The sequence below is a fragment of the Paenibacillus sp. sgz302164 genome (assembly GCF_056120505.1).
On record NZ_JBVYOL010000012.1, the window covers coordinates 247,730 to 262,002 of the forward strand.

Here is a 14,273-nt window from a genome sequence, read left to right on the forward strand (position 1 = left end):
CGAACCTTTCTGACTTCACTCCTTCTTATGAATAAGCGGCCGAAAATTTCATAAAAGAGACTATGTCGTCATATACCTCATATTTTCCTTCACGGGTCACGATGATCGTGTTTTTTCTCCGGAAATTAAACTTTTCGGCATCGATAACCTGATGACCCTTCCACTTCTTTTCCTTAGTGATAATCAACCAGGCAGGGGCGCGAAACACAACGATGAATCGCCCGATAGTATCCGAGGCCAGCAGGGTATCGGTTTCCTTAAACGCCGGATCCGAATAATCGACAAACACGATTCTCATCTCCTCTTGCCCTTTGAACAGCCCTCTTACTTGATCGACCTCTGCTGCTATTTCCCGGCTATCTTTTCTTCTTTTGACGACCAGGGCGGTCAGACAAACAAAGAACCAGAGCAAGTTACAAAGCATTAGCAGATTGCTCACGCTTCTCCCTCCCTTTCCTTTTGCCCCATACGGATTGCAAAATCTCGATCGCAAACGAAGCCGCCATTACAAAAATAAGCGAGTTAAACATCGTGTATAGGTCACGCGCATCGGAGCGCAAAAAAAGACCTGGCAGAAGCAGCACGATCAGCACCAAATTCCGGATAACGGGCGATCGATTAAGGAAACCGATCTCCCCGTAGCAGGAGCAAGCATCGACGCCGGTAAGCTTTGTCTTCCGCCAGGAAAAGAAAGCAAACACGGCGAGCAGAAGTATAGAGGCAAGCTCCTTCCAACCGTCGAGCAGGCCGGCAGCAAACAAAAGGAAAAGCGCGAATTCCGCTGCCATCACACCTATCCCCGCTAATGTAATCAGGGAAGCCGGCAGGACGCCATAGGCGTAAATGTCAATCCGGAAGCTTGAAAAACGCAACAATTTGTTGTAAAACGGAATGAAAAATAATATCGACATCGTGATGTCCAGCATATAGGCCAACCAATGAAACATTAAATATCACCCATTTCGTCGTCGTAACCATTATCGTTCAGGAGACTCGACATTCCTGCAACCGCACCGTTAGCGGGTACCAAGCGGCCTCTTCCCCGTTCACTTTACACCGGATATGAAGAATACCCGCCTCCGTGATAACCAGCGTGAGGGTCATATTTTGATCTACGCCCGGAACTTGATCTTCCGACCTGTAATTCCGAAGCACGCTTACCGGAGTTTGTCCGATGACCTCGCCGTTAGCATGCGTAATCGTCAAAGACGTATCGACAAATGCCTCGCGAGGCAAATCAAACAGTTTGACCAGAACGTGCAATTCTATGACAAAAGGCAGCGCTGGGACGGTCAGGTGGTTCAATACGGTTCCCAAAACGTGACCTTTCATTTCTGCGTTATGCGCAATTCGATCGCAAATGATCAATTGGGCGTTCAATGTCGTTCACTCCCCCATAAATGGATAAAAGAGAAGGGGCTGTCCCCTTCTCTTGGTTTTTGCTTAGGTGCAGCAGCCGGCAGTAATTTGGCAAACTTCAGTGCTTCCATCCGGGCAGCCTACCGTTTTGGTTACCGACAGGATTTTGGGATAGATTTTTCCGCTATAAGTGCAAGTTCCTACAAGACAAACCAATGGGGACTGATCCAGTACAACTCCATCCGGGCATTTTGTGCAAGCCATCTTTTTCACCTCCTTTCGTAAGCAATTCGTTTTAGACTCAAAGCTCGACAAACTCCATTAATTGATCAAAATCATCCGCATTATAGATAACTCCTTTGGCCGCCACCGCTCCGGATTGATTTACGAGCATCATAAAAGGCAGGAACGTGACTTCAAAGTAGGCCTCCATATCGCTTTGATCCATGGAATAAACGCCGAAATTCCACCCGAAATATTCGGACATACTCCGATGATCCTCCTCGTCTCCTGTAGAGAACAGGTGAAAAGAGAAAGAAGGGTAGTTCTCGAACATCGTCTGAATGTGCGGCAGCAGGTCAATACAATGAACGCAGTGCACGGATGTGAACAAAAGCACGCGAACCTTACCGGCTTGGGCGCAAATATCCGTCTCAATTTCTTGCATATAATCCGGCAGTTTAGGCATTGCCGCACCCAAAGGTAAGCCGCTATCGGAAGATCGCGTTGGTTTCGTTAACGTCGACACAAGCATTCCCTCCTCAATGATGTTGTTTTAGACATACCATTGCTTTTGCTGATTCCAGATTTCGCTGTATAATCCCTGCCGAGAGAGCAGTTCGTCATGAGCCCCGCATTCGGCGATTCGTCCATGCTCCATAACGATAATCCGGTCGGCATTCCGGGCGACTCCTACCCGATGGGAAATAAGCAGGACGGTTTTGCCTTTAAAATAGCCGAGAATGTCATTCATCAATCGGACTTCACTAAGCGGGTCAAGCGCAGCGGTCGGCTCGTCGAAGACGACAAGCTCATCTTCATCGCGGACAAACGCCCGGGACAGAGCAAGTCTTTGCCACTGCCCGCCCGACAGATTCACCGCATCATCTTCCAGAAAGCCAAGCGGATTGTCCAAGCCGTGCTTAAAGGTATCCGCCAGGCCCACTCTGGCCAGCAGCAGATTCAGCTTTTCCGAATTGTTAATTTCGTCGATGTTACCGGCGGCTATGTTATCTCTTACGTGAGTCATGTACCGGATAAAATCTTGGAAAACCGCGCTGCTTTTTTTCCACATTTGCAACCGGTCGATCCGGTTCAGGCTGACTCCATCATAGAAAATAGCGTCTTCATCGCTGCGGTACAAACCGAGAAGCAGTTTGATCAATGTCGATTTGCCCGACCCGTTCTCTCCCAGGATGGCAACAACTTCTCCTTTTTTGATTTGCACATTAATTCCCGCAAGCGCCGGTTGAGCCTGGTTCGGATATCGAAAGGTCAGATTCCGAATCTGAATCTCATTTTCGAAAATAAACGGTCTGGCCTGAATCTGCTTTTCCTCGCTAACAGCCACCTGCGTCCTGCCCTCAATGAGCTTAAGCCGCTCGATATGCGTGCAGTATTCCGTCAACCGCGAAAAAGACGAAAACATGAAGCTTATATTGCTTTCTGTCATATTAAGGGCCATAATAATAGCCACGTAATCCCCGATACTTAGAGAACCCTTATAAATCAAATAAGCGGTTATTACGGTGACCAATCCGGTGTTTAATATCGAAAGAAGCTCGCCCCGAAAAGACCTCTGATGGTTGATCTTGTCGACTTTGATTTGAAGTTCCACCGATTCCCGCTTCTTGATCCCCCACCATTTCCTGAAATAAGGATACAATTGAAACAGCATCATCTCTTTCTGGGTCTCGGAGGTTGTCAGCAGCTCGTAGTAATAATGGTGACTTCTGGCATTTCTCATTAGCTGCTCATCAATCTCGACGCGGCTGCGAACGGCTCGCAGATCGTAAAGCCCTCTCCATGTTCCGACCAAAAGAGCGAGCAGCCCGGTCACCCAATAGGAATGAAGCAGGTAAAACATGCTTAAACCGGCGATGACGATCTGCTTGACCAGACTAATCGCAATACTGTAAGTATCGTAATACTTGCTATTGCTGTATGACCAATAAGAGAAATCGCCTCTAAATTTAGGGTGCTCCTTTTCGATCAAATCTGTCTTGGCCACCAGATCGATGAGTTTCTCTTCACACTGCATAGAGAACTCCAAGCTCATCTTTCGGCTCTTCAGTTGAGCGTACGAGTCCAATACGGCGCGGGACAGTTGAAATAATATAAGAAGGACGATACCGCCTATCAGCATGCTTAAATTTTTAATCGTTAACTGATCGACGATGAATTTACTCACATACACGCTGAAATTCGTTTGCAAGGCGGATACGACATAAGCAAAAAGCGACAGCAATACGACAGCCTTGTTAAATACGTAAACCTTGGTAAAAGCTTCCCATGTCGTTTGGGCGGTTCGAACTAACAATTTCATGTCTGAACTTTTCCATTTTGATAAACACGGATCAAAGGGGAGGCTACCTTTTGCAATTTGGCCAGATCGTGAAAAATATCCGCGCCTACAGCTTGTCCTACTTTATTAAGCACAATGACGTAGGGTACTACATTTACTTTAAGCCGGGCTTGCAATTTAGTCGTCTCGCATCGATACATCGCTACCTTGGGAGCAAGTTGGCTGCGCTGCTCTTCACAGGCCTCCGGGCTTCCTTCGAAAAGAAGGCAGTAGTCGAAATCGGGATAGAGGTCCATAAAGGATATCGCCGGTTCCATCTTGCATGCCGTACACGTCGCACTCATTAAAAATACGATCGTTCCGTGTTCCGTGCGCCTCAGCCATTCGAAGCAAACGGGATCCGTTTTTGCAAGCAAGACGAGATTTTCGGGAAAAAAGGCCCCTAACTTGTAATGTTCAATGGTTTGTTTCAGAAACCGTCTGTGATCCTTTTCCTCTTGTACCGCCTCCACGTTCTTCCCTCCCGGTAAAATGGATTCATGATCCTTGAATTAAGGATACCTTTTATTCAAAATGAATTTAAGAAGGCAATGATTACTTTTTTTGGTAATTTAATGACTTGCTGCCGGAACCTTGTGTCGTCGCACAAAGAACGAAAAAAAATCGAACAAGCCGGCTAACCATGCTTGTTCGATCTTTATACGAAGATTATTCCCGCTACTATCTGGAAACGTTAATTTTCACTGTGCTTCCCGATATCGTTACCGTTGCGTAGTCTTCAGCTGCTTTCGTAGGAGTTTGAGTTGCTCCGTCTACATTAACATTTTTAAATTCGGCATAGTTGTGACCTGTTACGCTTTCCGAACCTGCGATCGTGGCCAGCATTTTCCAGCTGCTTACGCTCGTGACGGCCGTATTAGCCACCTCTAGTATAGCCGTTAAATAAGTATCGGCTGTCTGCGTGCAGGACGAATCCGGGCAAACCGCATAACCGCTTATGGAAAGTCTGGTATTGCCGTTCAAGTTCCGATAAGCGGTCAGATTTACGTCCGACCCGCCCTTGAACCCGTTTTTGTACTGCACTTTATCATAGCCTGACAAAACGGATCCATTGCTCTTGACGCCATTATAGAACCCCAAGATAGGCGTCCATTTCACATAACCGTAGGCATTGCTGTACTGCAGCCCCATATCCGCCTCTACCGGAAAGCTGTTATTCGTTCCGTCATATTTCCGGCCGGTGCCGCTGAATCCTGAATAAATGTAGGTTGCGCCCGACGGAGCGCCCGTAAGCTGACTTTGCGTAGCTAACGTCACCGTTGCATTAAGATAGGAACCGTTTTTGTTTACAACAGCCTTCCCGCCGATACCATCCGGGAGATTCGTCGCCACCGCTGCTGCGGCCGCGTTCACAGCTGCGGTATTCTCGGAAGAAGAAGCTTGTACTTCATAGATGTACACCTTCTCTTTGTCAAGAACAGGGCTCTTCTCATAGAAATATCCGGTATTGCCGTCAATGTAAACGTAGTTCACTGCCGATGTGTCCGCGGCCAGGCTTCTTGCTCCCTGGGCGATCCGGGTTGAACCGCTTTCCGCCGCCGCTTGACGCGCTTTGCTCAGAACGGCCTCCACTTGCCCAGGATTTTGCGAATTCGTGTAATCCGTCACTTCCGCTCCACTTGCTTCATAAATGGCCGCTTTTGCCCCTTCCAACGATGGAACCGCGGGCGTATCCGCAGCCATAGCTGTCGACATGGACGACAGGAGTGCTGACGCTACGACAAGCAATGCGAATTTCTTTTTCATAAATACACGCTCCCTTATATTGAATTGTCTGTACATCTGTACATCTTCTTCAGTATACAAGCGGGCGTCGAACAGAGTTACCCTACAATCAATCCTTCTTATGGTAATTTGATGACTTTATAGCTTGCAGCTTCCCGGCGTAACACCCCAATATTTACGGAACACCTTGGTAAAATAGCTGACATCCCGGTATCCGACTGCCAGAGCGGCATGATAGACTTTGGCTCCCTCTAATAAAACGGATCGGGCCCGCTCCATTTTTCTTTCCAACACATAGGTCGAGAACGGCTTGCCGATCTCCTGTTTAAATAGCCGGCTTAAATAAGAGGCGTTCACATAGAGTCTTTCCGCGACTGTGTGAAGGGTAAATTCGGTGTCCAACTCCTGCTCCACAAGATCGAGAATCTGCTTGACAGTTTGATGAATAACCGTCTGCCTTTGTGCGCGAGCGTAAGCCAACATGTTGCGTATCGAATTTTGCAGCCAGTTATAAATTTGTTCGGCCGTATTGAGCAGGTGGATGTTTTGAAAAAAGACGAAGTCTTCGCCCGTCACTTCTTTGACAGGCCAGCCCTGCTTTCTGATCAAACGGATCAAACAACTGCTTAAATGAAGGACATATTCATGCATATCATCCAGGGTTATCAACGCGCTCTGTCCCTCTTGCCACATCGATCTCAAAGCTACAAGCGCTTTGTTCTCGTCCCCTGTCTGCAAAGCCATTTCCAAATCTCTCTCGTAGGCAAGCTCCGGATAAAGAACCGGTTCATGCCGCTGTATGGATTCGCGATAGGGGATAGCTATGCCGCCTCCCAGCAGCTTGCGGTTTAACAGAGCCGTACAGGCCTCGCCGTACAAGACGGGAATCTCCCTCGCTTCGCCGGCTCCCCCACTGATCCCGGCACTCGTCGTATGATCCATATGTTCCTGGATGAGAGCAAGCACTTTGGCTGCCGTCGTATGAACGCGCAGCACGGCTTCCTGGTCCTGTTCCCTGTCCCTAACGGCAAATAAAACGACGGAAAACCCCTGAATATCGCTGAACAGCCGGAATTCGGAAGCGCAGAACCTGTCCTGCAAGTAGCCGGCTAACGTGTAATGCAGCAATGAAGCATCCTTTACGTATGAAATGCCCTCCTGCTCCGGCGGATTGTCCATATCAAAGACCGCTATGACATAACGTTCGTCGGGCTTGAGATTCAACTGCAATTCCCTGCTTATGCGCGTAATTTCATCGGCCTGGTACCGGCCCCTTAACAAATGGTTGTAAAACTGGTTTTGCAGGTGCGGCAAATGTTGTTCCCACTTGTATTTAAGCAACATACGTTCATGCCGTTCCTTCAATTCCTCGCGCAGCTGTTCCGCCGCTCCGAGAACGGCTTGCAATATGTCCGAATCGCCTGCCGGCTTGAGCAAATATTTGTATACGCCAAGCTCCACCGACGTTTGGGCATACGCAAAGTTATCGTGTCCGCTTAGAATGACCGTTTTGATGAAAGGGTCGCTTTCCTTCACCCGGCGCACCAACGTCAACCCGTCCATCAGAGGCATCTGAATGTCAGCAAGCATCAGATTCGGCTTTGTCCGTTCGATCAATGCAAGTGCCTCAATCCCGTTAGATGCAGTCCCGACAATTTCGATGCCATGGTCTTCCCACGGAATATGAAGGGCCAAGCTGCTGCACAGCCGGACCTCATCCTCGACAATCAATAGATTCAAGATGACATTTCCTCCATTCTATCTGCTCTGTCTGCAGGCTGTACCGTTGATTCCAGATGAAATTCCGCCGTACACCGGCTAAGCGGAAGCCGGACGGTTACAGTTGTGCCTTCTCCTTCTCTGCTGCCGATCCATAACCCGGCCTCGCTGCCGTAAAGCATACGGATTCTCGAAAGCACATTTCTCAGCCCGTACACATCCGTCCAGACGCCATCCCCCTGGTCCGGCAGGAACCGGTCCCGGGCCGCTGTCTGCGCAAGCAGCTGTTGAATATAAGCAAGCCTTTCTTTAGCTATGCCGGATCCATTGTCCTGCACGGAAAGCAGCAGAGCGTCCTCCAGCACCTTGCTTTCAATAATGAGCTCGCCGCCATCAAGACCGGCCTCAAATCCGTGCACAATGGCATTCTCAACCAAAGGCTGCAAGAGCAGTTTGAGAATCGGGATCTGCTTGCTTTCCTCTTGAATCCGATAGACCACGGCAAAACTGTCCATAAAGCGAATTTGCTGCACGCGGATGTAATAATCCAAATGGGAGATCGTTTCCTCCACGCTGAACGACTCTTTCCCCTTGTTTAAGCTAAGCCGGAAAAAGCGTGAAAGGTTCAGCACCATCTCGCTGATTTCGTCCGCATCGTAATTCTTCGCCATCCAGTAGATGGAATCGAGCGTATTATACAGAAAATGGGGGTTGATCTGCGCCTGGAGAAATTTCAATTCCGTATGCGCAAGCCGCAGCCGCTGCTCGTAATGATGTTCAATCAAATGTTTTTGACGTTCCGCCATCCGGTTATAAGCCTTCATTAAATAGCCGAACTCGTCCTCGCGGTCAATGTCCAGCCGGATATCCAGGTTGCCGTCGCTCAACTTCTTCATGGCATGAGTCAATTTGTATAGCGGAGAAACGATGCGGGTATAAATCCCCCATGCAATCCCAGTGGCCAGAAACACACTGACTCCGATAATGATATACGTATAGCTTCTGATTTGCATGGTCTTCCCGTAAATCTCTTCTTCCGGCTGACGTAAAACAAGAGACCATCCGTAATACCGCGTATTTTTCACCATCTTTAGATAGCCCTCGGACTCCACGGGATCATGATCCGCTTTGACGCCGGCCGTACCAGCTACTAGCTTCCCGTCGCTTGTATACAAAGCAAGGCTCGCATTGGCGGACGGAATGACGGATTGCATCAATTGAACGAGCCTGGTACGACTTAAGGTGATAATAAGCAAATTGGACTGTTTCCTGCTGTTATGAAGATCCATTGTCCTCACTAGGGACACGGAATCCGCCCCGATTAATTCGCCTACCGTACCCCCGCCGGGGATTTCCTCGTTAGCGAAGACGTACTTAACCGCCGGTCCGTTCGTTACAGCAAGTCCCTTCAGCCACTCCTTATGCCTGCTGTCCTGAACACGCCTCCCCCCCAGTTTGGTAGACAGAATCGTGCCCGTTTCCGCATGATAAACCGCCATTTCCGACACACTCTGACTGATGGAGGAAATGTTCCACAAACTGCGCATCATTCGAGTGAAATCGACAATGGCCCCCGGCGTCAGCACCGAATCGGAATCCGCCTTTTCAAGCATTTGCAGCAAATCGGGGGCCGTGGCAACCAGCTTGGAGAGCTCTTCCACATTTTGCAGCGTCAGATCAACGTTTTCCGCTACCGAAGCCAGACTGTTCTCGGTTCGTGCCTTGCTCTGCTCCAGCATCATCTGCCTGGAATCTTCATTGGCATACAAGCTGACCGCCACCAACGGGAGCAGAACGACCAGAAAATAGCAGGTTAAACGAACCAGTGTGCTCCGTTTATATTTGTGATACACCCATCGGATCCAGCGCATGTTCGTACCCTCATCTTTGAGAGGTCTGATACCACTCATTCACTTCCCGGGTGATGGTATCCCCTCCCCTTTCTTTCCACTGTTTCGTATACAGCTCGAAATCTTCCGGGGGAGCGGCCCCAATGATTATTTTCAGAAAAATCTCCTTCAGCGCACTAAGCTCGGATAAACTTTCTTCCATCGTTCGCGTAGGCAAGCCGGTAAACCGGTCTTGAATCAAGTTCCTCTGGATCAGCTGCAAATTTTCGAACAGCCGATACTCCTTCCCATAAGAGTCCAATCGAGCATGCAATAAATCCGGATTCGCGACCCGAGCAAGGGAACTGTACATCTCACGATACAAATGCTTGTCATGCTCCGCAAAATCGGTTACGATCCTGTCATCAATCTGCTTCCATACCTGATGTTCAAACCCCAGAACCAGATCGCGCTGACCTTCCCCCGCAATAAAATTCAAGAAACGGATTACAGCTTCCCCATGCTTGCTGCCGGCCGGTATAACCTGATAGCTCTGCACCGGCTTTGTCCCATAAACGCCGCTCTGTCCGGCAGGACCGATTGGGTATGCCAAAGGGATCCATTCAGCAGACGGATCAACCCTCTTGTTTTCAGCAATTATGCTGCGTGTATCATACCAAGCTGCCGAGAACAAGCCGACCTTCCCCTGTTTGATTTTATTAGCAAAACTGTTGTGAGTGTTGAGGGGAAATTCTTGATCAAGCAGCCTTTCCTTGTACAGCTTCGATAAAAATAAAAGCGCTTCCTTTGTTTCCGGTAAAATATTCGTATAGACCAGCTTACCGTCTCTTTCCGCCCACTGCTCCAATTGTATGCCAAAAGCTCCGAAAAACGGCGCCGACCTGTACAAATTGTTCAACATGGACAACCCGATCGTATCGTCAATGCCGTTCCCGTCAGGGTCCTCCTCGGTAAAGGCCCGGATCACTCGCTCATATTCCTCCAGCGTAGCGGGAGGCTGCAAGCCGAGCTTGTCCAGCCAATCTTTCCGAATATACATAAGCTCTACCCCTTGGGTTTCGCTCATGCTGGGGATGGCATACAGATGTCCATCAAAGCGGGCCAGCTCCCACACAGAGTCAGGGATTTTGGCCTTTAAATCCGCACCGTAGCGGTCCAACAGCTCATCGATCGGCATCAGTTCGTTATCTCTTGCATATTTGGCCACCATAACTTGGGAGGGAATACTTACCATGTCTGGCGGCTTTTCAGAGGTCATGATTGAATGCACCGTTTTCTGATATCCTGCGATAGGCGGAAGAAGCACCTGTACATCCAGATTCGTATGATCTTCAATATACTGAAGATAAGGATTGCGGTTTTCATTGTATCCTTCGGGGAATGGAATACTGTGACTGTTAATAACGATGGCAATGGCTTCCTTTTCTCCGGATCCTCCAATTGACTCTTCTTCAGACACCAGATTTATTGCCGTACAAGAAGTCAGCAATAGAGCGGCTGCAAAAGCTGTAACGAGCGGCAGCTTCATTCGGTTTCACCACCGGGTTTCATATACGTTCGCCCTCCCCTTCATGCGATGAGTTCATTTAGGCATCCAAATGAAAAGACTCTTCCTCCCTTAAGATAGATGATCAGCTGATAAAAAAAAGAGATATGTAAATGATACCATATTTATACATAGAATATATTGACTTTTTTGTAACTATTGATTTTCTGCATCCCCCGTACGACGAGCCTCTCCCGACAGTAAAGCCATAAAGGCCGGCTTTCTTTCTCTTGGAAATTGGAAATTCGAATGGGGATTCATCCGCATTTCCTGCAGGCAGGAGCGGAATTAATGGGCCTGTTTCTTTTTGTCCAGAATCCGGTATTGAATCGCTTCGGCGACATGCTGCGGAAGAATGGCATCGCTCGACTCGATATCCGCTATCGTCAAAGCCAGCCGTAAAATGCGGTCATGGGCTCTGGCGCTTAGGCCGAGCGCTTCAAAGGCAGCCTGCAGCAGAGCATCGCACTCGGGGGTCAGCTTGCATATGCGGCGGAGCAGCTTCCCGCCAAGTTCGCTGTTGGTTCGGATGCCGGTTCCGGCATAGCGGTTGGCTTGCCGATTATGTGCGGCCAGCACCAGTTCCGACATTTCACTTGAAGATAAACTGCCGCTATGCTCTTTTAGCTGGGAATAGCCCGGCTTCGGAACTTCGACATGAAGATCGATCCGATCAAGCAGAGGTCCCGAAATTTTCGAACGGTACTGGATGATTTTTGCCGGGGTGCACGTGCAGACGTTCGTCTCGGAATCGGCACCAAGGAAGCCGCACGGACACGGATTCATCGCTGCGATGAGCATGAATTGGGCGGGAAAGGTATACACCGCTCTTGCTCTTCCAATCGTTACATGCCGATCTTCCAGAGGCTGCCTCAGCACCTCCAGCACATTGCGCGTAAACTCGGGGAGTTCGTCCAAAAACAGCACTCCTCTATGGGCCAGGCTGACTTCGCCGGGTTTGGGAATCGTCCCTCCTCCAACGAGGCCTGCCGCTGAAACCGTATGATGAGGCGATCGAAAAGAACGTCTGCGCAGCAGTGCGGAACGGTCGGGCAGCTTGCCCGATGCGCTGTAAATTTTGGTAACTTCCAAAGCTTCGGAGTCGGTCATCGGGGGCAGAATGGAAGGGATTCGCTTGGCGAGCATCGTTTTGCCGGTTCCTGGCGGCCCGATGAGGATGATATTGTGCATGCCTGCGGCTGCGATCATCATCGCTCTTTTGACTTGATGCTGTCCGCTGACATCTGCAAAATCTTCGTGATAAAGCCGAGTTTCGTCGGGTATTACAAAGTTTTGGCGAGATGAACAATGAGTGTCGTCAAATAAAAATTCGTGCCAGGAATTTTCATCTTTTTCTTTTAAATCGGCAAGACTCGACAAAGCGAATACTTCGACTCCGGCAATGAGCCTTGCTTCCTCCGCATTATATCCCGGCACGACGACGCGCCTTAAGCCCATAAGCTTTGCCGCATGCACCATCGACAAAACGCCTGCCACGGGCCTGAGCGATCCGTCCAGCGCGAGCTCGCCGAGCAGCAAAGTGCGTTCCCATTGCTGCATGGCGGTTTGCCCGCTCGCAACAAGGATACCTAATGCGATTGCCAAGTCGAATGACGAGCCTTCCTTTCGCAGGTCGGCCGGAGCCAGGTTCACCGTGATGCGGTCCATGGGGAAAGAAAACCCGCAATTTTTGATCGCGGAGCGCACTCTTTCAACCGATTCCCTGATTGCCGAATCCGGCAGACCGACCAGATTAATTTGCGGCAAGCCGCTGGAAATGTCCACTTCCACCTCAATAAGTTGTCCTTCGATACCTTGCAAGCAGGCACTTTTAACTTTTCCGTACACAAAAAAACACCTTCCCATCCGCAGATTGCGCAGCTATGGCAATCGCCGCGCCGCCGTTCGGATAAAAGGTGCTTCCTTATCGATCCTTCATGCCCTTTATTTTACATGAAAATAGGCGGAACATGCAAGCATAAAAAGGAGCCTTGCGCGAACGTTGTCCTGCGGACAACCGGTTCTCAAAAGGCTCCTTGAATATGTTCGATGCGCGGGGAATCCCCTGCTTCGGAAAGCTCAACCGAAACGACGTCAAAACGTACGCTCCGGTCATATATTTTGTAGCGGTGCAAATAAAACTGCGCCGTCTCTCTCACTTTCAGCTGTTTGCGAAGGTCGACGGACTCTTTGGCCGACCCGAAGCTTCCGGTAGGTCTTCTCGTCCGCACTTCCACAAACACAAGCACTCCGCCCGACTCGGCTACGATGTCGAGCTCCCCTGTCCTGCACCGCCAATTGCGCGCAGCAATGACATAACCGGCTTGGTGCAAAAACTGCGCCGCCAACTCTTCGCCCAAAGCTCCGAGCTGTTTTCTGCCGTCTTTGCGCGGGGCGGTCATCTGCTTTCCCTCATTTGCCGCATACGTCCGTCGGAGCGGTAAATAAAGCTCAGAACTTCGGCGACCAGTTGATACAGCTCAGGCGGAATTTCCTGATCCAGATCAAGCTTGGACAGCACTTCCACCAAAGAGGAGTCTTCCTGAACCGGAACGCCGTGCTCTCTCGCCTTTTGCAAAATCGTTTCCGCCATTTGGCCTTTGCCCTTGGCGACCAGGATAGGGGCTTTCTGGCGGTCCGGGGCGTACCGGAGGGCGACGGCTTTTTTGATCGGAGTCGGTTTATGGGGCGGCTGCTCCTGTCTCATGCCCGATAATCCACCCCTTTGTACGTTTTCGGTTGATACAGCGCTCTTGCATCGAGTTTGCCGCCGTCCGGCTGTCCGCCACTCTTCGGCGATTCACCCTCTTTGGACTGCGGCAATTCCGGAAACGGCGATACTTTCAGGGAGAAAAACTGGTAGCCCGCCTTGTTCAAGGCGGCGGATATTTCGTCTCGCGAGCCCTCGATCAGAGCGGCGACCGCAGGATGGTCATTATTGATGTGAAGACTGACAATTTTGTTCACAACCTGCACATCGACCAAAGTGCTGCCCATCGCTTTCATTTGCAAATCGAACAGCAGCCTGCAATTGTTCGCGTCCACCTCGCCGCGGCTTCCTTTGCGCGACTGGATGTGGACGGCCGCCGACTGCTGCCCGCTGCCGTCCAGAAAAGGAATGAACAGCGTCAAATGGGCGAACATCGACCCTTTATCGTTAGTCAGCATCAATTGCTGGCCGGTAATTTGCTGGATCGTTTGCTGCGCCGCCTCTTTGAGCGGCGCCGGCATGTCGTCCGAGGCTGCGAGCTGCAGCAGCAGGCTCTTCAGCGACTCGCCCGCAGGCTTCTCAGCCCCGTCCTGCGGATCGGTCCGGGCGATCGTGCCCAGCAGATCGTCCATGGCCTCCCGCGGGCGCTGCATCGCACTCGGGCGGTCGTCAAGCTTTGCGAGCCGGTGCTCGTGCTCCACGCCGACGGCTTTGAGCATGCGGCTGATCCAGTTCGGCTCCGCATCGGCCGCGCGCGCGTGCGGCGCGGCGCTCTGCGCC

14 protein-coding genes are annotated in these 14,273 nt (G+C 50.3%); all 14 read right to left on the minus strand.

All coding sequences use genetic code 11. The annotated features are described in order from the left end of the window. Window positions 1-25 precede the first annotated feature (25 nt). Complete coding sequence (locus tag AC0LWT_RS21135) at window positions 26-439, minus strand: hypothetical protein (protein ID WP_474683244.1); 414 nt, start codon at window positions 437-439, stop codon at window positions 26-28. Next, window positions 414-947: a MauE/DoxX family redox-associated membrane protein gene (locus AC0LWT_RS21140; protein WP_474683245.1), complete on the minus strand. Its 534-nt coding sequence runs from the start codon at window positions 945-947 to the stop codon at window positions 414-416. The genes AC0LWT_RS21135 and AC0LWT_RS21140 overlap by 26 nt, the downstream gene beginning before the upstream one ends. Before the next feature lie 37 nt (window positions 948-984). Further along, window positions 985-1,380, minus strand: coding sequence for a DUF6941 family protein (locus AC0LWT_RS21145; protein ID WP_474683246.1), 396 nt, complete (start codon window positions 1,378-1,380; stop codon window positions 985-987). A 280-nt stretch (window positions 1,381-1,660) separates the two neighbouring features. After that, complete coding sequence (locus tag AC0LWT_RS21150; RefSeq protein ID WP_474683247.1) at window positions 1,661-2,107, minus strand: TlpA family protein disulfide reductase; 447 nt, start codon at window positions 2,105-2,107, stop codon at window positions 1,661-1,663. Window positions 2,108-2,134: 27 nt separating this feature from the next. Continuing rightward, complete coding sequence (locus AC0LWT_RS21155) at window positions 2,135-3,904, minus strand: ATP-binding cassette domain-containing protein (RefSeq protein ID WP_474683248.1); 1,770 nt, start codon at window positions 3,902-3,904, stop codon at window positions 2,135-2,137. Further along, on the minus strand, window positions 3,901-4,395 hold the full coding sequence (locus AC0LWT_RS21160; protein ID WP_474683249.1) for a hypothetical protein: 495 nt from the start codon (window positions 4,393-4,395) through the stop codon (window positions 3,901-3,903). Before AC0LWT_RS21160 ends, AC0LWT_RS21155 begins: the two co-directional genes overlap by 4 nt. Before the next feature lie 208 nt (window positions 4,396-4,603). Continuing rightward, window positions 4,604-5,689: a YrpD family protein gene (locus AC0LWT_RS21165; RefSeq protein ID WP_474683250.1), complete on the minus strand. Its 1,086-nt coding sequence runs from the start codon at window positions 5,687-5,689 to the stop codon at window positions 4,604-4,606. Window positions 5,690-5,806: 117 nt separating this feature from the next. Next, entirely contained in the window at window positions 5,807-7,408 is a 1,602-nt protein-coding gene (locus AC0LWT_RS21170; protein WP_474683251.1) for a response regulator, read from the minus strand. Continuing rightward, the gene (locus AC0LWT_RS21175; RefSeq protein ID WP_474683252.1) at window positions 7,405-9,258 is read right to left on the minus strand and encodes a cache domain-containing sensor histidine kinase; all 1,854 of its coding nucleotides are present in this window, start codon (window positions 9,256-9,258) and stop codon (window positions 7,405-7,407) included. Before AC0LWT_RS21175 ends, AC0LWT_RS21170 begins: the two co-directional genes overlap by 4 nt. Window positions 9,259-9,268: 10 nt before the next feature. Continuing rightward, entirely contained in the window at window positions 9,269-10,765 is a 1,497-nt protein-coding gene (locus tag AC0LWT_RS21180) for an extracellular solute-binding protein (protein ID WP_474683253.1), read from the minus strand. A gap of 306 nt (window positions 10,766-11,071) precedes the next feature. Beyond that, window positions 11,072-12,631: a YifB family Mg chelatase-like AAA ATPase gene (locus AC0LWT_RS21185; protein WP_474683254.1), complete on the minus strand. Its 1,560-nt coding sequence runs from the start codon at window positions 12,629-12,631 to the stop codon at window positions 11,072-11,074. Window positions 12,632-12,807: 176 nt separating this feature from the next. Further along, window positions 12,808-13,185, minus strand: coding sequence for a YraN family protein (locus AC0LWT_RS21190; protein ID WP_474683255.1), 378 nt, complete (start codon window positions 13,183-13,185; stop codon window positions 12,808-12,810). Then, the gene (locus AC0LWT_RS21195; protein ID WP_474683256.1) at window positions 13,182-13,490 is read right to left on the minus strand and encodes an EscU/YscU/HrcU family type III secretion system export apparatus switch protein; all 309 of its coding nucleotides are present in this window, start codon (window positions 13,488-13,490) and stop codon (window positions 13,182-13,184) included. Before AC0LWT_RS21195 ends, AC0LWT_RS21190 begins: the two co-directional genes overlap by 4 nt. After that, the coding region (gene fliK, locus AC0LWT_RS21200) for a flagellar hook-length control protein FliK (RefSeq protein ID WP_474683257.1) at window positions 13,487-14,273 on the minus strand (787 nt) is incomplete at its 5' end. The genes fliK and AC0LWT_RS21195, both read right to left, overlap by 4 nt.

What these genes read in the sequence shown, in the direction of transcription:
- AC0LWT_RS21140 (WP_474683245.1), bottom strand. Translation starts at nt 947, where the DNA reads ATGTTTCATTGGTTGGCCTATATGCTGGACATCACGATGTCGATATTA.
- AC0LWT_RS21155 (WP_474683248.1), bottom strand. Translation starts at nt 3,904, where the DNA reads ATGAAATTGTTAGTTCGAACCGCCCAAACGACATGGGAAGCTTTTACC.
- AC0LWT_RS21165 (WP_474683250.1), bottom strand. Translation starts at nt 5,689, where the DNA reads ATGAAAAAGAAATTCGCATTGCTTGTCGTAGCGTCAGCACTCCTGTCG.
- AC0LWT_RS21175 (WP_474683252.1), bottom strand. Translation starts at nt 9,258, where the DNA reads ATGCGCTGGATCCGATGGGTGTATCACAAATATAAACGGAGCACACTG.
- AC0LWT_RS21180 (WP_474683253.1), bottom strand. Translation starts at nt 10,765, where the DNA reads ATGAAGCTGCCGCTCGTTACAGCTTTTGCAGCCGCTCTATTGCTGACT.
- AC0LWT_RS21190 (WP_474683255.1), bottom strand. Translation starts at nt 13,185, where the DNA reads ATGACCGCCCCGCGCAAAGACGGCAGAAAACAGCTCGGAGCTTTGGGC.
- AC0LWT_RS21195 (WP_474683256.1), bottom strand. Translation starts at nt 13,490, where the DNA reads ATGAGACAGGAGCAGCCGCCCCATAAACCGACTCCGATCAAAAAAGCC.